Origin of the sequence: Streptomyces tauricus, from assembly GCF_014650955.1 — a bacterium.
Taxonomy (GTDB): Bacteria; Actinomycetota; Actinomycetes; order Streptomycetales; family Streptomycetaceae; genus Streptomyces; species Streptomyces tauricus.
The window spans coordinates 1-17,937 of record NZ_BMVY01000065.1 but is presented as its reverse complement, the minus strand read 5'-3'; the positions used below and the strand labels follow the sequence as shown (position 1 = coordinate 17,937).

Below are 17,937 nucleotides of genomic sequence, written 5' to 3'. Positions count from 1 at the left end.
GGCGACGTATCACGACACCATGATCCACCAGCGGTGATCATTTGAAGACACTGCCTAGGGCCCAACACCCGTCATGGCGTTGGGCCCTCACTCCATAGGTGTCTCCCCCGACGTGACGTCGGGCCGGACCCGGACTGCCGGACCCGGCCCCCAGTTCACGGTGGCCGGCTACGTGACGGGGCGCTTGCCGAACAGGGCCTGGCGCAGCGTCATGGGCTGCTGGCGGAGGTCGGTTCGGCAGCTGGCACAGTGGCGGCCATCAGGTGGGGTGAAGGCGTCGTCGGCGCCGAACGGTCCGGTGATGGGGCGTCCGCACCGTTCACACGGGGGCGGGGCCGGGAGGACCGGCTGGGGGTCCTGCGGTTTGTTGTCCCAGGTAGTCCTGCGGTGTTCGGCTTCTTGGGTTCGGGCGCGCTCGGCTTCTTCCCGCTCGGCTTCCCTGCGGCGGCGGCGTTCCTCGTCACGGCGGTGCCAGGCCTCGATGTCGTCGCCGTTGGTGAGGGCGTCGGTGAGGGTCTGCCACTCGCGGTGGCCGCATCGCCACCACACCATTCCGAGCGGCCCCTCGTCCTGGAGGTAGGGCAGGGTCGTGAACAGCAGCGGGATCGCGTCGCTGTAGTCGCGGTACCCGTCGGCAGGCTCCCCCGACGGGCCGCCCCTGGGCTCCCAGCGGCCGGACCAGAATTCCCGGGTGAGGTCCAGGACGCGGTTCATGCGGTTCTTCAGCGCCTGCTCGCCGGTGCGGATGCCGGGGTTGAACACCACGGCCACCGGTGGGTGCCCCTCGCGGAAGGTGGGCGGGTACAGGGCGCGCCATACGGGGAGTTCGCGGCCCTGGTGGTCCTTGGTCTTCTGGCGGAAGAAACGGCGGTAGCGGTCGAACTTGACCGCCAGCACGTCCGCGGACTCGGTGCAGTTGTCCACCTCGAACAGCAGCACCGGCACTCCCGCCCCCGGCGCGAACAGCACCGCGTCCGTCTGGACGGTGGCACGGTTACGGCCCGCGCTGGGCAGCGCCATCGCCACCTCCGTCGACCACGAACTCACTGACCCCACCCCGGCCGGAGCGGCAGGCGCGGCCGGAAGTCCCGTCCGAGCGGCAGGAATGACGGCGGCGGCTGTCTCCGCAGGCACCGCCCCGGCGGTGGTGCGGCGTACCGGGCGGGTGGGCTCCGGGGCCGTGCGGGTGATGGCGATGACGGTCTCGTTGACGGCCATCGCGTGCGGGGCGCCCGAGCGGGCAGCGCCGCACGCGGTGGAACCCATCTCGCCGGCCGGGCGGCCCAGGACTTCGGCTGCCGCGGTCAAACCGAGCGGGGTCAGTCCCCTCAGCTTGTTCCCGTCCCGCGCACTGCCCGCCGAGACGGTCAGGCCGTGCCGGGACAAGTCCAGCAGGGCGTTACGGAACGCCTTGTTGTCCTTGTGGCCCGGAGCGGTCAGCCGGTGGATCTGATCGGCCGTCGCGACCTTCAACACCCCGAGCGCTGCCAGGACATGCCCGCGCACCGCAGCCGTCGACCCGTACGGATACGCCTTCGAACCACCCACCCCGAACCCGCCCTCCCGCTTTCCTCTTGACCGCGCCTCGTGACCCGGCGACTCCTCGCCGCCGGGTGCGAGCGGACCGGCCGCGCCGGGCCGCAACAGCACACGCGCCGCCCGGACCCTCTGATCACAACGCATCCAGCCTGCCACCTCCCACAGACAACACATCCCCCACCAAACAAGCAGCAACAGGAAAGGAGAGAGAAGAGGGTTGCCGTGGATGGTGGGCGGGGCGCGATAAGGGGTCTGAGCTGCGTGAACTGTGTGCAGCGTACCGACGGTGCCGGTAGGGGAGTTGGTAGGGGGATCAGTAGGAAACCCGGTAGGGGACTTGGAGACGCGCCCAGCCAGTCAGCCGCTACCGGGGGCGGGGTCCGCTGACGTCCCCATGGGGATCGTCCAGGAGAGCGATCCGGGCCGTGACGCGTTTGCCGCCCGGCTCCTGCCGGACTTCGAAACTGTGCGCGAGGGCCTTCACGATCTCCAGGCCGTGCTGCCCGACTCTGCCCGCATCAGCAGCCCGGGGCACCGGCAGGACCGGAGCGCTGTCCCACACCGCCACTTCCACCAGATCCCCGGCGACGCGCAGCTGCATCACCACCGGGCCCGGCGCATACTTGTAGGCGTTGGTGACCAGTTCACTGACGACCAGCCGGGTCACATCCATCGTGCGCGCGGATACCGGCAGGCCGTGCTCCGCAAGGGCCCGGACGAGGAAGCCGGCCGCGCGGTGACGTGCCTCGGCAGCGACGGGCCCGTCACTGTCCAGGACGACCCTCTCCTGGATCGAAGCGTTATCGGGCAGCACACCGTCCTTCCCCTCGGAAGCCGGACCCACCAGTTGCACCATCTGTTCCCCGCTCTCACAGTGCGCGTACCCCGCGCCCTCCCCCGCATGTCCTCTGTCCCCTGGGACGCCGACCGGAGGCGAACGGTTGTACCCCGCGGCACCGGGGCAGGTTCGCAACGCCTTATCGTGTCGGTGCCCCAGCTCCTCAGTGAACGCAGGTGAGGAATCCGTGACAGAGATCCACCGCGAAACTCGACCCGGCCAGCTGTCGGCCGGCCACCACATCACCAGCGGCATCCAGGTGGTCACCCTGCACGGAGAGATCGACCATTCCGCTGCCCACCTGCTCAGCAACGCCCTGACCTTCCCCGACGATGCAACACCGCTGCGGATCGTGGCCGACCTCAACGACGTGACCTTCATGGACTCCAGCGGCATCAACATCCTCATCGCCGCCCACCAGAAGGCGAACAGCACACAGGGATGGCTGCGCATCGCCGGCGCTCAGGAAGCCGTCCAGCGCGTCCTGCAGATCGTCGGCGTCGACGAGCTCATCGACTGCCACCCCACCCTCGAAGAAGCCCTGACGAGCTGACCGCCTCCGGCGGCCCCTCGGGCTGCGGGCTGCGGGCTGCGGGCTGCGGGCAGGAGACGGTCGACTACCAGACCGCGCCGTAGGCACGTTCCCGGACCGCCGGCCCCGGTCGGGTGAAGACGCCCGGCCCGCAGAACCCCGCACCGCGGCCGCCACGTCATGCCGGGCATGAAACCGATCAACGACGCACACGTAGCCCGGCCCGGCCTGGCCGTGGTGGAAATCGCAGCCGCCGACGACCAAACCGCCTTCGCCATCCAGCACCTGCGTGCCGCACACTGCGCCATCGCACCCGAGGACCGGAATCAAGGGAACCCGGCGAACCCGGCGTACGGCTGCGCTGCTTTGTGGACCTGCACCAGGAACCCGACATCTAGACACGCCACAGCCACGAGGCGTCTCGTCAACTCGCTCTGCTGCCCCTCATGGTCAGGTGGAAGGTATCGATCGCGGCACGCATCTGTGAGGCCTGCTCCCACTCCTGGTGGTGGTCGCCGTGGTAGAGGTGGAAGCGCCGGGACACGAGTGTGCCCGCCACCTGAGCGACCTCGTCGGGTGTGGCGTAGACGCGGTGCAGTGCGGTGAGCGGGCCGCGCGGGATCGCGCCGACGGCATCGGGGCGCAGCAGGCTGTGGGCCCAGCCGGTGTCGTCGTGCCATACGAGCCGGATGCCTGCCGGCCCTGCGCAGCGGGAGGCGTCCCAGGTGAAGATCAGGCGCATCGTTGTCTCGCGCCGGTCGTCGCGGTCCACGCGGACGGCGCCGGCCGGGATGCCGCGGCCGGCGAGTTCCTGGTCGACGGCGCGCGCGTAGTCGAGACGGCCTCTGCTGCGGGGAGGTTGAGGATGCCGTTGAGGCAGCGGCCTGGCTGGTGGTGGGTCTGGGCCGGGCTGCAGGGGTGTGCGGTGGTCAGCAGGGTGTCGCGTACGGCCAAGGGGTCGGGGCGCTGTCCGAGGTGGCGTTGCAGGCTGAGGAGGAGGGCTGCGGTGCCGGTGACGAGGGTGGCCGCGACGCAGGTGCCCTTGCGTGCTTTGGTGCCGCCGTCGCCGGGGGTGGGGCCGAGGACGGCTTCGCCGCGGGCGGTGATGCCGTGGCCGTCGTAGGGCGGGCCGTGGTTGCTGAAGCTGAAGACGGTGCCGTCGGTGCGGTGGGCTCCCACGGCAAGGACGCCGGGCAGGATGGCGGGGGCGATGCCGCACAGGCCGTAGTCGTTGCCAGCGGGCGCGGTGATCAGGACACCCGCGTCGATGGCGTGCGCGATGGAGCGTTTGAGCATGTCGTCGGTGTCGCCGGAGCGGTGTGGTGGGCGAGGCTGTACTGGATGATGTCGGCGCCGGCTTCGACGAGTTCCTCGACGGCGTGGGCGGCCGAGAGCGGGTCGGGCACGGTGTGCTCGGTGACGGGCAGGGCCAGCGCGACGACCCGGCAGTGGGGGGCCAGCCCCGGCAGGTTGCTGCCGTGCCGGCCGGCCAGCACGCCGGTCGTGAAGGTGCCGTGTTCGAGGGCGCTCGTATCGGGCGCGGCGGGCGGCAGCCACCAGGGTGTTCGGGTGTGCACGTCGGCGCCGGCCAGGCAGGGGTGGGAGAGGTCGGGTGTGCCGTCGATGACGCCGATGGTGATGTGGGGGGTCGCCCCATGTGTGCTGCCACAGGTCGTGGATGCCGGGCACCGCCTCGTGGGGCAGGCAGGGCTGTTCGGGTCCGGTGGCCGGTGCGGTGGGGACGGGCTGATCAGAGGCCCCGCCGGGTCCCGGGAGGTGGACGGCTGCCGGGTACGGGCAGTCGGCACGGTGCGGGTGTGCCATCGGGACAGAGCTCCTGATCAGCGCGGGCGGCGGGCGGGGTTCACCGGGCGGAGAGCCGGGCCTGGGCGTAGCTGGGCAGTTGGTGGGCGGCCGGTGCGTGGGGGTCGGCGCCGTGCAGCATCTGGATCCGCCGGGCGGTGAGCCGGTCGGGGCTGACGGTGGGGTGCGCCGGGATGGTCTGCCGGCGGTGCACGGGTGGTGCCTGCGGCGGGAATCCCGCCACGGCCCCTTCGGCCGTGGCGGGGACCGTGACGCAGGGCGGATGGTCCGTCATCAGGCTTCGGGCCAGCTGCGGACCGGGCCGAGGGTGACCGGCAGGACGTCCTTGACGTCGATGGTGAAGCGGTAGACACGCTTGGCGCGGCGGCTGTTGTCGGGGTCGAAGAAGCGCAGCTTGACGTCCCAGCAGTCGCTGTCGGGGCGGCCGTAGGGGCTCTTCTCGACGTCGATGTTCTGCAGCGCCATGCCGCGGCCCAGGGATTCGGCCAGGGTCTGGCGGGCCTGGACGGCGTTGGTGGCGGCGAAGTTCAGGGCGCGGTCACGTGAGGTGGCGCCGAAGTTGCGCAGGTCGTAGTAGATGCGCTGGAGGAAGTCGGCCACCGCGTCGGCCAGGCGGTCCTGCTCGGGGACGGCGCCGGACCTGTTGTGGGCGGGGACCTGGCATTCCTGGGTGACGGCGTGCGCCAGGCTGGCGACCGACCACCCGTACAGGCCGCGGGTGAGGTTGACCTCGATCACCGGCACACTCTGCCCGTTGAACAGGCGCACCGTGCGCCCGGGCAGAGTGCCTGGCACCGAGATGCGGTCGATGAAGTCGGTGTCGTCGTCTGCCTTGAGCTGACGGTCCAGGAATTCCACCAGCCGCTCGTACACGCCCGGTCCGTACCCGCCCACCGGCTCGATCGCGTAACTGGGTGTCAGGTCCAGGTTGAGTGTCCAGATAAGCGGCTTCGCCTCGGAGGGGTGAGCGCGCAGGTCGTCCACCATCTGCCGCGGATCGTAGGGGTTGGCCGGCCGGGATCCGTCGTCCACCTCGACGTCGGGCATGAGCTGTTTGAAGGTGTCCCGCCGCGCCTCGCTCATCTTCCTCTGGTCCGCCCGCTGAGCCAAACGAAATTGCCTAGCCCGGGCGTTGCCCCACTTTGCCGTGCTATCCGGCCTGCTCGCGGCGGGCGGTGGCGAATCGGCGCTGGTAGGCCGCGGGACTGATGGACAGCTCCCGGGTGAAGACGCGGCGCAGGCTCTCGTAGCTCGGGAAGCCGGCCATGGCTGCCGCCCGGGTGGCGGTGTGCCCCTGGTCGAGAAACGACTTCGCGATGTCGAAGCGGATGGACTCGACGTAGCGGGCCGGCGTGGTGTCCAGTTCCTCCCGGAACAGCCTGGTGAGGTGACGGGTACTGACGTTGAGCCGTCCGGCGAGGGCGGCGAGGGAGTAGTCGCCGGCGGGATCCGCGGTGACCAGGTCGACGACTCTGCGCAGGGCGGGTGACCGGGGCGGTGAGCCTTGCAGGGGTGCGGAGAACTGTGACTGGCCGCCCGCGCGCTGGAGGTAGACGACCAGGGAACGGGCCACCTCCCGGCTGACGTCGGGGCCGTGGTCCTCCTCGACGAGCGCGAGGGCGAGGGCGATGCCCGCGGTGACGCCCGCCGAGGTGTACAGCGTGCCGTCGCGCACATAGATGGCGTCCGGCTCGACGCGGGCTTTGGGGTGCCGGTCGGCGAGTTCGCCGGCGATCTTCCAGTGGGTGGTGGCCCGCCTGCCGTCCAGCAGCCCTGTCGCTCCGAGGACGAACGCACCCGAGCACACGGAGGCGACCCGGCCGGCACGGGCCGCCAGGCTGCTCGTCGCTTCGGCCAGGTCGCGGGTGACCGGCGTCCTGGGATAGATGGCCCCACCCGGCACCAGGAGCGTGTCGGGGGCCGTCTGCGTGGCGGCGCTGCCGTTGACGGCGATGCGCATGCCGACCGACGAGGTGATGTCGGCACCCGTCGTCGACAGCAGGGTGATCCGGTAGTCGGCGCCCAGCACATTCGCCTCCCCGAAAACCTCGGCCGGGCCGACGACGTCCAGCAGCTTGACCCCGTCGTAGACCAGGATCGCCACGCGGTGCGGAGTGGAGCTCACGGGCCCACCCTGGGATGACCGGATTCGAGTGGGTCATGGCCGGACCGGGGCGGCGCCGCGGGCGGCAACGTCGGCACTGTGGAGAACGGGCGCACAGTCCACTCGTCATACATCGCATCGGAAAGCGCGGACATCATGACCGACATCATCGCAGGGGTGGAAATACCCGGGATCCCGGCCGTCGCAGAGGCCACGGAGTTTCTGCGGGAGAGGACCACTCCTTTGATCTTCCACCACTCGCGGCGGGTGTTTCTCTTCGCCTCCCTCCACGCGCGTGCCAGGGCCCTGCGGCCCGATCCCGAGCTGCTCTACGTCTCGGCGATGTTCCACGACGTGGGCCTTCTGATCCCGTTCCGCGACGCGCAGCAGCGATTCGAGCTGGACGGCGCCGACCACGCGCGGACGTTCCTGCTGGAGCGCGGGTTCTCGACGGGCGCCGCCGAGCTGGTCTGGCGGGCGATCGCCCTGCACACGACGCCCGGGATCCCGGGCCGGATGGAGCCCGAGGTCGCCGCCACGAACTACGGCGTCCTGACCGACGCGGTCGGCTGGGGGCTGGAGGAGCTGGAACGGGACCGGACGGACGAGATCGTCGCGGCGCATCCGCGAGGCGATTTCAAGAAGGAATTCCTGCAGGCATTCGTCGACGGTCTCAAAGACCGCCCGGACACCGCCTACGGAACCGTCAACGCGGACGTCCTGGAACACTTCGTTCCCGGTTATCGCCGTACGTCCATGGTGGAGCGCGTCCTCCAAGCTCCCTGGCCGCGCTGACCAGGAAAGCAAGGGAGCGGCCGCACACCGACATCGGCCGACGTCCCGAATTCATCGCCCAACCTGCACCGAGAAAGGAACACCCGTGCGAGCCATTACTGTCCGGGACCGCGAGGCCGGAGTCACAGGGCTGACCCTCGAAGAGCTTCCCCCTCCCCATGCCGCCGAGAACGACGTCATCCTGCGCGTGCACGCCGCAGGCTTCACCCGGGGCGAGCTCGACTGGCCCGCGACCTGGACCGACCGCGCCGGCCGCGACCGCACCCCGAGCGTGCCCGGCCACGAGGTCTCGGGGGTGGTGACGGAACTCGGCTACGGAACGACCGGCCTCACCATCGGGCAGCGCGTCTTCGGACTGGTCGACTGGACCCGCGACGGCTCGCTCGCCGAGTACGTCGCCGTGGAAGCCCGCAACCTCGCCCCGCTCCCCGCCGACGTCGACCACACGGTGGCCGCAGCCCTGCCGATCTCCGGCCTGACCGCCTGGCAGGGCCTGTTCGACCACGCCCGCCTCACCACCGGCCAGACCGTCCTGATCCACGGTGGCGCCGGCGGCGTCGGCTCGATCGCCGTCCAGCTCGCGCACGAGGTGGGCGCCCGCGTGGTCGGCACGGGCCGGGCCGCCGACCGGGACACGGCCCTCGAACTGGGCGCGCACACGTTCCTGGACCTGGAAGCCGACAAGTGGGAGGAGGCGGGCCAGGCCGACGTCGTGTTCGACGTCATCGGCGGCGACGTCCTGGACCGCTCGGCCGCCCTCGTACGACCCGGTGGCACCCTCGTCAGCATCGCCCACCAGCCCACCGTGCGCCCCGCCGACGGCCGAGCCGTCTTCTTCGTGGTCGAACCCGACCGCGCCCGCCTCGCCGACCTGACCCAGCGCGTGCGGGACGGCCGGCTGCGGGTACGCGTCGGCGCAGTACGCCCACTGACCGAGGCCCCCGACGCCTTCGTCTCACGCGAGCGTGTCCCCGGCCGCACGATCATTCGCGTGGCGGAGGACTGAGACCGGCCCGCCCGCCGCCGTCTGCCGCCTTTCACGACCCGGCAATCGCGTGCGGCTGCCCGGGCGGTACCGGGAGCTCCTGAACCATCGCGACGGGGACGGGCTCGGGTAGGAGACCGTGAAGGTGCGGCGGCCGGTGCTGAGGCCCCAGAGCCGGGCGTTGCCTTCGTGCCTGCGCGGGAAGGTGCTGCGGTGCCGCAGGCGCAGCACTAGGCAATTTCGTTTGAATCAGTCGGTCGTTGATCCGGGTGTGCCGTTAACAGACGCGCAGTGGGCTCGGATCGAGCCGTTACTCCCGGATCGCACGCGGAAGCGGGGTGGCCGGTGACGGGATCATCGTGAGGTGATTGACGCGATCGCCTTCAAGTTCCAGACCGGAACGCCGTGGGTCCACGTGCCGGAGAAGTACGGCAACTGGCGCGGCGTCTAAAACCGGCTGCGGATGCGGGCCGTCGGCGGCACCTGAGGGCGGGTGTTCACTGCGCTGGATGGCACAGGCCGACGCCGATGAGGACCTCGACTGGGCCGTCTCGCTGGACTCCACGTTCGTGCGAGCTCACCAGTATGCGGCCGGGCCGCGAAAAGGGGCCCTGGCCGACGAGCCCGGCGACTGCGCCATTGGCCGGTCACGTGGTGGGCTGACGGCCGATATCCATCTGGCTGCCGGTGCCTGCTGCCGCCCTCTCGCGTTCGTTCTCACCGCCGAACAAGCAGGCGAAGCAACGGCGTTCACCGACGTCATGGCCCGCCTGCGTGTTCCCCGGTAGCGCGGGCGCCCTCGCACCAGGCCGGACGTGGTGCTGGCGGACAAGGCCTATTGCTGACGCGCGATCGTTATCGCCCGGTACCGCGGGACGCCGGACAAGTAGAGGATGGAACGTGCGGGCTGTGGGGAGGCTCGTCGCGGGCGTGCCGGGTGGCTGGTACAGCCCGTTGAGCGAACGAACTGGATCTGCCTCGGTCAGAGGGCGGTGCTCCGGCGTTGTTCCTGTTCGGGCAGCTTGCCTGAGAGTACTGGAATAGGATAATTCGGATGGCTGCTCGCCTGGGGTGGCGCTTCTGTGCTGGGTGGGGAAGCGGTGGTGTGGTGGATGTGAGTGCGGTTCTGGCCCGCATTCTGCGTGAGCTTCCGGACGGGAGCGGGTCGGGTCTTTTGGGGGGTGACCCGGCGCGGTGTGCGCAGGTGCTGGGTGTGGACGGGGTCGCGGTGTCGCTGGCAACCGACGGGGCGACGGAGCTGGTGTGGTCGACCCCGGGCCGCAGTGCCGCGCTGGACGAGGTGCAGTGCACCCTGGGTGAGGGGCCGGCCTTTGATGCCTACCGCCATCGCACTCTGGTCGGGGTCCCGGATGTGCAGGGTGCCGATGCGGGCAGGTGGCCGGCGTTCCTGCCCGAAGCCCAGCAGCTCGGCGTGGGGGCTCTGTTCTGCTTCCCCCTGAACTTGGGGGCTGTCTGTCTCGGCGTGTTCACCGTCCAGCGTGCTGTCCCCGGCCCGCTGGGCCCTGTCCAGATGAACGATGCGCTCATCCTGGCGGCTGCCATCACTGCGGCAGTGATCCGCCATGACGGGCAGCGGGCCTCCTTCGCTCTGGCGGAGCCGCATACGGTGCTGCACCGTGCTGCTGTCCATCAGGCCACCGGCATGATCAGCGTCCAGGCTGGCGTCCCGCTGCCCGTGGCGATGGCCATCCTGCGCGCGCACGCCTACCGCACCGAACGACCACTGCTCGCAACGGCTGAGGACGTGGTCGCCCGGCGACTGCATTTCCGGGACAATCGTGACGGGACGTCCGCCCCGTCCGGAACAGGGACTGATTAATGATGACAAATCAGCAACGTGTACTGGATGTCCTGGTGGAGGCGGTGGACACGCTCACCGATGACTTCGATCTCATCGAGTTCCTGCACCGCCTGTCCACCAGGTGTGTGGAGCTCCTGGATGTCGACGCGGCCGGGGTGATGGTCGTCGATCAGCACGGCGAATTCCAGCTGGTCGCCGCTTCCGACGAGAAAACCCGCCTGCTGGAGCTGTTCGCTCTCCAGCACGATCAGGGGCCGTGTGTCCGCTGCTACCAGAGCGGCCAGGCGCAGCTGAACATCAGCCTCACCTCCAGTGCCGCCACCGTGGGCTTTGGCCCCTTCGCGGCCCGCGCCCGGGCGGCCGGTTTCACGGTCACCCACGCACTGCCGATGAAACTGCGCCACCAGGTCGTCGGAGCCGTCAACCTCTTCGGCTCCCGCCTGCGCCGCCTGAGCGACACGGATGTCCAGGTCGGCCAGGCCGTCGCCGACGTCGCCACCATCGCCATTCTCCAGCAGCGCAGCATTGAACACAGTCACCTCGAAAAGGCACAGCTGCAGGCTGCTCTGACCAGCCGTGTCGTCATCGAACAGGCCAAGGGCATCCTCTCCGAACGCCACAACCTCAGCATGGACGACACCTTCGACACCATGCGCGCCTACGCCCGCCCCCGTCACCTGCTCCTGACCGACCTCGCCCGGCAGATCATCGACGACACCTTCGACGGCGACATCACCCCCACCGGCAGCCCCGACAGGCCGTAAGCGCCCGCGCGTAATGCCGGCACAGCAGTATTCCCCCGAAACCGTGAGCGGGTGCGGGGCCCTCTGCCCGTTGCCGCTGCGGGGGTCTACGCTGTTTTCACTGGTGAAGTGCGGGTGGCCTGGCCGCGCTCCGGGCAGGCAATTGGGGCTGTGTCATGGATGTGCGGCAGGACACCGCGGCGTGGAAGCGTGTCGTTGAGGTGGCGGGTGCCGCCGGCCGGCCGGTGGCGTTGCCGTCCGCCGTGGCGGCGTGCGTGGAGGATACGGGTGCGGACGGTCTGGGCGTCAGCCTGATCGCCTCAGGGCAGATCAGGACCGTGGCCCATGCCTCTGACGAGCGCAGCTACCGGCTGGAGGACGCACAGCTGGTGGCGGGGGAAGGCCCGTGCACCGCAGCCTATCTGCAGCGCCGGATCGTCGAAGCGGACGTCCAGCCTGCCGGCGGGCCATGGCCCGTGTTCATGCGGACGGCCGCTGAACTCGGCATCCACACGGTGGTGGCCGTGCCGCTGCTGGTCGGTGACGGTGTCCCGGTCGGCGCCATGGACATCTACCACACCACCCCCTTCCCACTCGGTACGGCGGACCGGGCCAGGCTCACGGCGTACGGCCGGATCCTGGCACTGCTGGCCCTGGACGCCCACCCCGTACTGATCGGCTGGGAACAGGCAGTCCCGGAAACGGGCCCGGCGGGCTATCCGCCCGTCGTGCACCAGGCAGCCGGCGCCGCCGCCGAAACCGGCAACGTCCCCGTCGCTGAAGCCCTGGCCCGCATGCGCGCCCACGCCTTCAGCCACCAGCAACTCCTCAAGGACATCGCCGACGACATCCTCGCGGGACGGCTCCGCCTGGAGGAAGACCGCGACACCCCGCCCGGCCAACCGTGACCGGAGGCCAGGCAGCGTCGTTGAGACGGCGAAACGCAATTCCCGTCCCCCGCGAAATGCGTACACGAGCCCCCGGTGCCGGCAGTACCCCCGAGGGCTCGCTGCTACCGCCGGTTGATCACCCGTGTGACGGGCCCTGGTCGGGCGTGAGAGACCTGCACGATCGCGTGTACGCCGACACCGTCACTTGATGGTGACAGCCGCCATACTGGCCGTGCCCGCCCGGACCGGACGCGGCGGGCAGAATACGCCCGTCATACCTCCCCCTCGGCGGCTTGTACAGGTCAGGGATCGAACTGCTGCAGGTTCACCGGTCGTCGTGCAGTTCCTGATGCATCTGGGGCTGGTCGTCCTGTCCGTGCGTCAGGGCGTAGTTCTCGATCTCGTTGAACGCCTTGGAAGCCACACCGATGGCATCCTTGTACGGGTTGATGCCGACGGTCTTCTTGGCCGCGCCGCCGAACAGGCCGCCGGCTGTGTTGCTGACGAGTCCGTGGCCGGCGGCCAGGGGCTGGCCCGCGAGGTCGAGGGGGCTGCGGGGCAGGCCGGCCATGTCGGCGTACTTGTCGGTGAGTGCCACCCGCGTCAGAGCGAGGTAAGCGTCACTGGTGCCGGGCTTGAGCAGGTCACGGTAGAACTTGACGGCCTGCGCCGTCATGAACACACCGTCGTCGGTCTTCTTCCACTCCTTGTCCCGTTCCTGGTTCCACAGGCTTTCGACCTGGCCGGCGTTCTTGGGCAGCAGCCACTTCTCCAGGGTGCCGAGGTAGTGGTCGATGTAGTGCCAGGCGCAGATGAACCCGTGGGCGTCGTCCGCGGAGACGTGCAGGCCCAGATTCTTCATCCCCTGCAGGATCTGGGTGCTGAAGATGCAGGCGGCGCCGGTGGTGTACTTCTGGGAGACCGGTTCGCCCCAGGTGGCGTAGTCCCACTCGCCGCTCTTCTTGTGCAACTGCCGTACCGAGGCGTGCACCAGGCGGACTTTGGTGACGGTCGCGGCGAGCGTGCCGTCGCGCAGTGCGCCGGCCTTGCCCATGCCGAGGAACAGGCGTGAGGACTGCGACAGCCGGCGGCCCGGTCCGTTCACCCCTCCCAGGCGGCCGGTGGAGCGCAGGGTGTAGGCGCCGGTGGGCGAGAGGTAGGTGCCGATCAGTCCGACGGTGCCCTGGAGCATGGACGCCTCACCGTGGTGATGGCCGAAGAAGCCCTCCGCCGCCGCGATATCGGCCTCGCTCCAGTCCGGCGGCGGGGCCTGCGCCTCGTGCAGGAACTGCGCGAGGCGCTCGGGCAGTTGGGAGAGGTCCTGGCCGGGTCCCAGGGTGCCGATGGTGCGGAACAGCTGGTTGACTCCGTCGACTTCCTCGTTGTCGATCAGGTCGGACACCAGTGTGTCGGCGGCCGGGTCACCTACCTTGCTCGCGCTCTCCAGCTCGGCTGCCACGTTGGCGGTCGTCAAGGCCACGGTGGGGCTCCTTCGTCATCGCTCGGGTGAAGGGATCCGCCCACTACGTCCCAGCACTGAACAGCAGCAGGCCTGTCACCTGCATCCCCCTGAGGCGGAACGCACCGCCCCCGGGCAGGTCAAGATCACCACCAGAGATCCTCCTCCGGGTCGACCGCATCCCGCGATGCCCCTTTCGTGTTCCTCAGGGGCGTATCCGCGCATACGAGAGCGCACAGAAATCCGCCATATGCGCCCGGCTCACCCGCCTGGCCAGCATCAAGCACGCAAGGACCGCATGTCGCCCGCACCACCACCCTCGCCCAAGCGGCGGGTGCGGCGGTCGCAGGTCTACTCGCTGCGGGCAGCCCGGTCATCCATGGACAGGCTGGTCATTCTCCGCCGGGTGGACAGCCAGGAAAAAAGCGCACCCCGCGCCCGCCTGTCCCTTCCCATTTCTCCTCGCTGGACGGAGCGGCAAAGGGGCGCGCTGAGGGGTTGTCCGCCTCCGACCCCGCCGGCAAAGAAGGTGACCTGCAGGAATCGGCAACACCTGAGACAGGCGGGCTACCCGATGTCCTCCCCTATGCCGTACCCGTTGCCCTCCCCCATGGCCTCCCTGCTGCCCGGCACCAGGAGCCGGCCACGCGCGCCGTGCCGACGCGCGCGAGCAGACGGCGGGCGCCCGATCCCCCGAAGCCCTCCCCGCCGTGGTGCGGAGCATGGAGGTTGTGCGTCTCGCGCGTCGGTGGCGTCAGGGATACCAGGTGTCTTGCCATCCGGGGTGCAGTTCGTAAGGCAGTGCGAAGGCTTTCATGATCCGAAAGGCGCGGCTTGAGTCCACAGACCCGTGCAAGCCCTGGTTCTGCTCCCGTCTGATGCGCTGTTCGCAGTCCCGCACGATCCGCCGGTGGGTGGTGAGCCGGTCCAAGATCTGTGCAGGGCAGGGGCAGCAGCAGTGGCTGACGCGTCCGGTCCGCGGAGGGCCAGGGCAGTCGAGTTCGTGGAACAGCGCGGCGTCACGCTGCTCTTCGTCCCACCGGTCCTGGAGGAACGACATCAGGCTGGTGACCACAGGCATGAGTTCAGCTCGCCCCCTCATCGCACGGAGTACTCCGATGCTCCCACCACAAGGCCCCAGACGACAGGGCTATGTCCGGCTCCCTGGCGCGGAGGCGGCGCCGACGCGCAGGCGGCGAAACGGCGCCCCAATGCCCCGATGCACGCCAGGAATGTGACACCCGCAGCCAGGCAGGCGCTGCCTGACTGCGGAGGTACGGGCGATGGTGAATGTGGACGCGGGCGGCGGAGACCGGCTGGCCCTGGCCGTGCTTGTGCAGTACCGGATGGCGACGACGGAGCAGCTGCACCTGCTCACCGCCCCTGGGGTGCGGATCGAGCAGACTCGGCGGCAACTGGCCAAGTTCCGCTCCGAGGGGCTGGTCGACCGCGTCACCCTGCCTCAGGCGACGAGGGCTCGCGGCCGATGATTGAGTGGACGCGGGAGGGCATGGCCGCCTACGGCTGGCACTGGGAAGAAGCGCCCCGCGGCCACCACGGAACCTGCCGGCAGCCAGGCGAGGGCGGGCAGGCCGTGACCGGGGCGCAGGGAGCGCCGTTGAAGTCGGCGAAGCGTATTTCCCATTCCCCGTGAAATGCGTACGCGAGCCCCCGGTGATTGCTTGAGCCCCCGGGGGCTCACTGCTGCCGCAAGCCCGACCATGACCTCGTACCACCGACCCGACCATGCAGGACGCAGGGTGGCGCAGACCAAAGGCGCAGGTTGGATTTGCACGGCGCATCCCTGGTCACGCCACCTGGCAGACGCCTGCAGGGGGCACCGCGCCAGGCGGCAGGAGCGCCAGCCGTACCCGTCGCGGACCAGCACACCGCGCTCTTCCAGATGGTGCAGGTGGTAGGCGACCGTCCCCTTGCTGCGCAATCCGACCGCCACACCGATCTCCGCCATGGTCGGGCCCTCCCCACGGTCCACGATCGACCGGCGGATGCAGGCCAGGATCTGCTCCTTCCGCTCGCTCAGATGCGCAGGCCGTCGGTTCACCGCGCAGCCCTCTCCAGAGCGCGTGCATAAATGCGCAGTTGCGCACGCGCGGCCGATGTCCGGCCCTGCCGTGTCCAGTTGCAACGGTCATACAACTGCGCCACGAACTCCTGCCCGTTTCCGGTGTGCGCAGATTCTCGGGGCACGGGTACCTGAACGCCGCTCCTGAGCCAGCAGTGTTCAGTCACCCGGTAGGAAAAAGCAGAACGGATGACCATGAGGGTCGCGCAGGACCCGCACGTCCTTCTGAGGCTGATACTCCTCCAGTGTCGCGCCCAAGGCACAAGCCCGTTCCGTCTCCGCCTCCAGGTCATCGACTTGCAGGTCCAGATGCGCCTGCATCTGCTGCGTGCCCGGGCGCTGCGGCCACATGGGAGCAGCGTGATCGGTCTCCAACTGGAAGCTGAGACCGGGGCGTTCTTGTTCTGGGTCCTTCAACCGGACCCACTCCGGCTTGCGCTCGACTTCCTGCCAGCCGAGCAGAGCCCGGTAGAAGTCGGCGAGCGCGGGAGGATCAGGAGTGCCGAGAACGAAAGCACCAAGCGTGGTCGTCATGCTTTACCGCCTTGCCCCGCCACTCGCCCTCACGCATCGGGGCACCGTCTTGAGCGAGGAACCCCTCCGCACGCGAGACGGCGGCGAAGCCGAACCGGCAGCGTGTGACGTGGCCGAAGGCCGAGCGGTGCTGCATGACCGCGCGGCACCTCGTTCCCCGAGGTCATGGCCGGGGACGCCTGCGTGAGGGATAGCCGTCACGCCGTGACACGTATGGCAACGGTCGCAGCCACGTCACCGGCCACCGCCTGCGACCTCGCGGCGCAGTCTCCAGGCCCTCGTACGGCACTTCGGCGAGCAGTACACCGCATCCGTCCGCTTGCGCACCGACACCGGCAACCCGCACACCGGACACCGGTCCTGCCCCCACACGATCCCGCCCCTGATCAGATCCACACTCCGGTCAACGACCCGCCGGCAGACCTCGTTGTGGCGCTGCACCCGCCGCCAGTGACGGCTCCGGCACGCCGTACCGCAGAACCGCCGGCAAGGACCTGCGTCCCTACCTTCAGTTCAGCTGTCGGCCCCGGCGTGGACGAGGGGGTCGGGCAAGGTGATGCGGGCGGTGACGCGTTTGCCGACCGGTTCCTGCCACACCGCCAGGTCCTCGCTCACGGCCTCGACGATCTCCAGACCGTGCTGGCCGATGCGGTCCGGATCAGCCGTGTGGGCCACCGGCATCACCGGCGCGCTGTCCCACGCGGTCACCTCAACCCGCTCCACCGTGATGCCCAGCTCCATCAACACCGGGCCCGGCGCGTACTTGAGCGCGTTAGTGACCAGCTCGCTGACGACGAGCTGGGTGAGATCCCTCGCCCGCGCCGGCACCATCAGAAGGTGGTCGGTGACAGCCCGCTCCAGGAAGGCCAGCGCGTGGTGGCGGGCCTGGGAGATGCAGCCGTCCGCCCCGTCCAGGGCATAACCGGCCCGTATGAGACGGGATCCGGGCGGCGTACGGCCACCGCCGTCACCGTCGCCCTGAAATGCCAACTTCCTTCGTCCCCTCATGCCCTCATAAACTTTGGGTGAGCAACCGCGAGTACCCGCTTGCGGCCTGCCCATCTGCATGCAGGGTGCCCGTCACCCATTCGAATGTTCAGCCGCGAGCCAGGGCACAATCGCCGTACAGCCCCCGGCAGGCTAAGCCAGTGCAACAGTTTAAAGAGACGGTGACCACCATCCACGCCAATGGGCTCTCCATCGAAGGCCGCACCCAGGACGGCATCCGCGTCCTCACGGTCCGAGGCGAGATCGACGACGACGTCTGCCCCCAGCTCAGCACGGCCCTGCACGTCGAACCCGGCACCCAGCCGCCGCGCATCATCGCCGACCTCAGCGGCGTCACCTTCATGGACTCCACCGGCATCAACGCCCTCATCACCGCCTACCACGCGGTGAACAGTGCCGGAGGATGGCTGCGCATCGCCGCCCCCTCACCCCCCGTCGAACGCATCCTGCACCTGGTCGGACTCGACGCCCTCATCGACTGCCACCCCAGCCTCGAACAAGCCCTCACCGCCTGACCCACCCGGCCCGTCTGTTCCACCCAGATGACGCAGCAGCCGCAGGGAAGGCATGGCCGGTGACGTGGACCTTGCCCGAGCCGATGCTCACCACCACCGTGCGCAGCCCCGCCCTGCGGGGCGGGTGCATCGTCGGGCTGCACGCCGGACGCCTGGCGAGGTCCGCCGTGTCCGCTCTGGAAGGGGCGCACCCTCATGCGGACGTTACCGGTAGTTCGTTAAATCCGGCGGTGGTGTGGGTTGACGGTGAGGCGGGTTGGTCGTAG

20 protein-coding genes and 3 pseudogenes are annotated in these 17,937 nt (G+C 69.5%); 11 read left to right on the top strand and 12 right to left on the bottom strand.

What is annotated here, in order from left to right; genetic code table 11:
• Positions 1 to 168: 168 nt before the first annotated feature.
• Positions 169 to 1,683, bottom strand: coding sequence for a replication-relaxation family protein (locus IE278_RS40675; RefSeq protein ID WP_189780065.1), 1,515 nt, complete (start codon positions 1,681 to 1,683; stop codon positions 169 to 171).
• Between the two features lie 220 nt (positions 1,684 to 1,903).
• A complete protein-coding gene (locus IE278_RS40670; protein WP_373312239.1) occupies positions 1,904 to 2,383 on the bottom strand; it encodes an ATP-binding protein in 480 nt (159 codons plus the stop codon).
• 181 nt (positions 2,384 to 2,564) lie between these two features.
• Between IE278_RS40670 and IE278_RS40665 the strand changes: the two genes are divergently transcribed.
• Both IE278_RS40665 and IE278_RS43385 read left to right on the top strand, forming a co-directional pair.
• Entirely contained in the window at positions 2,565 to 2,930 is a 366-nt protein-coding gene (locus IE278_RS40665; protein ID WP_189780063.1) for an STAS domain-containing protein, read from the top strand.
• Between the two features lie 159 nt (positions 2,931 to 3,089).
• Positions 3,090 to 3,307: pseudogene (locus IE278_RS43385) on the top strand (DUF6207 family protein).
• A 26-nt stretch (positions 3,308 to 3,333) separates the two neighbouring features.
• Here the strand turns inward: IE278_RS43385 and IE278_RS40660 are convergent.
• From IE278_RS40660 to IE278_RS40635, 5 genes and pseudogenes are all read right to left on the bottom strand, one after another.
• Positions 3,334 to 3,651 carry a hypothetical protein gene (locus tag IE278_RS40660; RefSeq protein ID WP_189780062.1) on the bottom strand — a complete coding sequence of 106 codons (318 nt, stop codon included), beginning with the start codon at positions 3,649 to 3,651 and terminating at the stop codon, positions 3,334 to 3,336.
• Positions 3,642 to 4,717: pseudogene (locus IE278_RS42790) on the bottom strand (S8 family serine peptidase). The gene IE278_RS40660 and the pseudogene IE278_RS42790 overlap by 10 nt, the downstream one beginning before the upstream one ends.
• A 56-nt stretch (positions 4,718 to 4,773) precedes the next feature.
• Complete coding sequence (locus tag IE278_RS40645) at positions 4,774 to 5,007, bottom strand: hypothetical protein (protein WP_189780059.1); 234 nt, start codon at positions 5,005 to 5,007, stop codon at positions 4,774 to 4,776.
• Positions 5,007 to 5,816: a cyanobactin maturation protease PatG family protein gene (locus IE278_RS40640; protein WP_189780058.1), complete on the bottom strand. Its 810-nt coding sequence runs from the start codon at positions 5,814 to 5,816 to the stop codon at positions 5,007 to 5,009. The genes IE278_RS40645 and IE278_RS40640 overlap by 1 nt, the downstream gene beginning before the upstream one ends.
• A 67-nt stretch (positions 5,817 to 5,883) precedes the next feature.
• A complete protein-coding gene (locus tag IE278_RS40635) occupies positions 5,884 to 6,858 on the bottom strand; it encodes a GlxA family transcriptional regulator (protein ID WP_189780057.1) in 975 nt (324 codons plus the stop codon).
• Positions 6,859 to 6,993: 135 nt separating this feature from the next.
• Between IE278_RS40635 and IE278_RS40630 the strand changes: the two genes are divergently transcribed.
• The 7 genes and pseudogenes from IE278_RS40630 (at position 6,994) to IE278_RS40605 (ending at position 12,090) form a co-directional block, all read left to right on the top strand.
• Positions 6,994 to 7,632 (top strand): HD domain-containing protein, encoded by a 639-nt coding sequence (locus IE278_RS40630; RefSeq protein WP_189780056.1) that lies wholly within the window; start codon positions 6,994 to 6,996, stop codon positions 7,630 to 7,632.
• A gap of 85 nt (positions 7,633 to 7,717) precedes the next feature.
• On the top strand, positions 7,718 to 8,638 hold the full coding sequence (locus tag IE278_RS40625) for an NADP-dependent oxidoreductase (RefSeq protein ID WP_189780055.1): 921 nt from the start codon (positions 7,718 to 7,720) through the stop codon (positions 8,636 to 8,638).
• 343 nt (positions 8,639 to 8,981) lie between these two features.
• Positions 8,982 to 9,068 (top strand): hypothetical protein, encoded by an 87-nt coding sequence (locus IE278_RS43485; RefSeq protein ID WP_506417405.1) that lies wholly within the window; start codon positions 8,982 to 8,984, stop codon positions 9,066 to 9,068.
• A 97-nt stretch (positions 9,069 to 9,165) separates the two neighbouring features.
• Positions 9,166 to 9,402: pseudogene (locus IE278_RS40620) on the top strand (IS5/IS1182 family transposase); the annotation flags it as partial.
• Between the two features lie 269 nt (positions 9,403 to 9,671).
• Positions 9,672 to 10,457, top strand: coding sequence for an ANTAR domain-containing protein (locus IE278_RS40615; RefSeq protein ID WP_189780053.1), 786 nt, complete (start codon positions 9,672 to 9,674; stop codon positions 10,455 to 10,457).
• Between the two features lie 2 nt (positions 10,458 to 10,459).
• Positions 10,460 to 11,203 (top strand): GAF and ANTAR domain-containing protein, encoded by a 744-nt coding sequence (locus tag IE278_RS40610; RefSeq protein ID WP_189780052.1) that lies wholly within the window; start codon positions 10,460 to 10,462, stop codon positions 11,201 to 11,203.
• 155 nt (positions 11,204 to 11,358) lie between these two features.
• Entirely contained in the window at positions 11,359 to 12,090 is a 732-nt protein-coding gene (locus IE278_RS40605) for a GAF and ANTAR domain-containing protein (protein ID WP_189780051.1), read from the top strand.
• A 307-nt stretch (positions 12,091 to 12,397) separates the two neighbouring features.
• On the opposite strand, the gene IE278_RS40600 is transcribed toward IE278_RS40605, so the two are convergent.
• Both IE278_RS40600 and IE278_RS43380 read right to left on the bottom strand, forming a co-directional pair.
• A complete protein-coding gene (locus IE278_RS40600; RefSeq protein WP_246571707.1) occupies positions 12,398 to 13,552 on the bottom strand; it encodes an oxygenase MpaB family protein in 1,155 nt (384 codons plus the stop codon).
• A 733-nt stretch (positions 13,553 to 14,285) separates the two neighbouring features.
• Complete coding sequence (locus tag IE278_RS43380) at positions 14,286 to 14,591, bottom strand: DUF6221 family protein (protein WP_373312240.1); 306 nt, start codon at positions 14,589 to 14,591, stop codon at positions 14,286 to 14,288.
• A gap of 223 nt (positions 14,592 to 14,814) precedes the next feature.
• Between IE278_RS43380 and IE278_RS40595 the strand changes: the two genes are divergently transcribed.
• Positions 14,815 to 15,021: a replication-relaxation family protein gene (locus IE278_RS40595; RefSeq protein ID WP_189780050.1), complete on the top strand. Its 207-nt coding sequence runs from the start codon at positions 14,815 to 14,817 to the stop codon at positions 15,019 to 15,021.
• Here the strand turns inward: IE278_RS40595 and IE278_RS40590 are convergent.
• The 3 genes from IE278_RS40590 to IE278_RS40580 form a co-directional block, all read right to left on the bottom strand.
• Positions 14,994 to 15,593, bottom strand: coding sequence for a LexA family protein (locus IE278_RS40590; RefSeq protein WP_189780049.1), 600 nt, complete (start codon positions 15,591 to 15,593; stop codon positions 14,994 to 14,996). The two genes, IE278_RS40595 and IE278_RS40590, sit on opposite strands and share 28 nt — an antisense overlap.
• Positions 15,594 to 15,773: 180 nt before the next feature.
• The gene (locus IE278_RS40585; protein ID WP_189780048.1) at positions 15,774 to 16,148 is read right to left on the bottom strand and encodes a VOC family protein; all 375 of its coding nucleotides are present in this window, start codon (positions 16,146 to 16,148) and stop codon (positions 15,774 to 15,776) included.
• A 513-nt stretch (positions 16,149 to 16,661) separates the two neighbouring features.
• Positions 16,662 to 17,138 (bottom strand): ATP-binding protein, encoded by a 477-nt coding sequence (locus tag IE278_RS40580; RefSeq protein ID WP_246571704.1) that lies wholly within the window; start codon positions 17,136 to 17,138, stop codon positions 16,662 to 16,664.
• A 179-nt stretch (positions 17,139 to 17,317) separates the two neighbouring features.
• Between IE278_RS40580 and IE278_RS40575 the strand changes: the two genes are divergently transcribed.
• Positions 17,318 to 17,671, top strand: coding sequence for an STAS domain-containing protein (locus IE278_RS40575; RefSeq protein ID WP_246571701.1), 354 nt, complete (start codon positions 17,318 to 17,320; stop codon positions 17,669 to 17,671).
• The last annotated feature ends 266 nt before the right edge of the window (positions 17,672 to 17,937 follow it).

Excerpts from the sequence above, each read along its gene's own strand:
- IE278_RS40640 (WP_189780058.1), bottom strand. The coding sequence starts at position 5,816 with ATGAGCGAGGCGCGGCGGGACACCTTCAAACAGCTCATGCCCGACGTC.
- IE278_RS40645 (WP_189780059.1), bottom strand. The coding sequence starts at position 5,007 with ATGACGGACCATCCGCCCTGCGTCACGGTCCCCGCCACGGCCGAAGGG.
- IE278_RS40585 (WP_189780048.1), bottom strand. The coding sequence starts at position 16,148 with ATGACGACCACGCTTGGTGCTTTCGTTCTCGGCACTCCTGATCCTCCC.
- IE278_RS40660 (WP_189780062.1), bottom strand. The coding sequence starts at position 3,651 with ATGCGCCTGATCTTCACCTGGGACGCCTCCCGCTGCGCAGGGCCGGCA.
- IE278_RS40675 (WP_189780065.1), bottom strand. The coding sequence starts at position 1,683 with ATGCGTTGTGATCAGAGGGTCCGGGCGGCGCGTGTGCTGTTGCGGCCC.
- IE278_RS40610 (WP_189780052.1), top strand. The coding sequence starts at position 10,460 with ATGACAAATCAGCAACGTGTACTGGATGTCCTGGTGGAGGCGGTGGAC.
- IE278_RS40605 (WP_189780051.1), top strand. The coding sequence starts at position 11,359 with ATGGATGTGCGGCAGGACACCGCGGCGTGGAAGCGTGTCGTTGAGGTG.
- IE278_RS40630 (WP_189780056.1), top strand. The coding sequence starts at position 6,994 with ATGACCGACATCATCGCAGGGGTGGAAATACCCGGGATCCCGGCCGTC.
- IE278_RS43380 (WP_373312240.1), bottom strand. The coding sequence starts at position 14,591 with ATGTCGTTCCTCCAGGACCGGTGGGACGAAGAGCAGCGTGACGCCGCG.
- IE278_RS40615 (WP_189780053.1), top strand. The coding sequence starts at position 9,672 with ATGGCTGCTCGCCTGGGGTGGCGCTTCTGTGCTGGGTGGGGAAGCGGT.
- IE278_RS40595 (WP_189780050.1), top strand. The coding sequence starts at position 14,815 with ATGGTGAATGTGGACGCGGGCGGCGGAGACCGGCTGGCCCTGGCCGTG.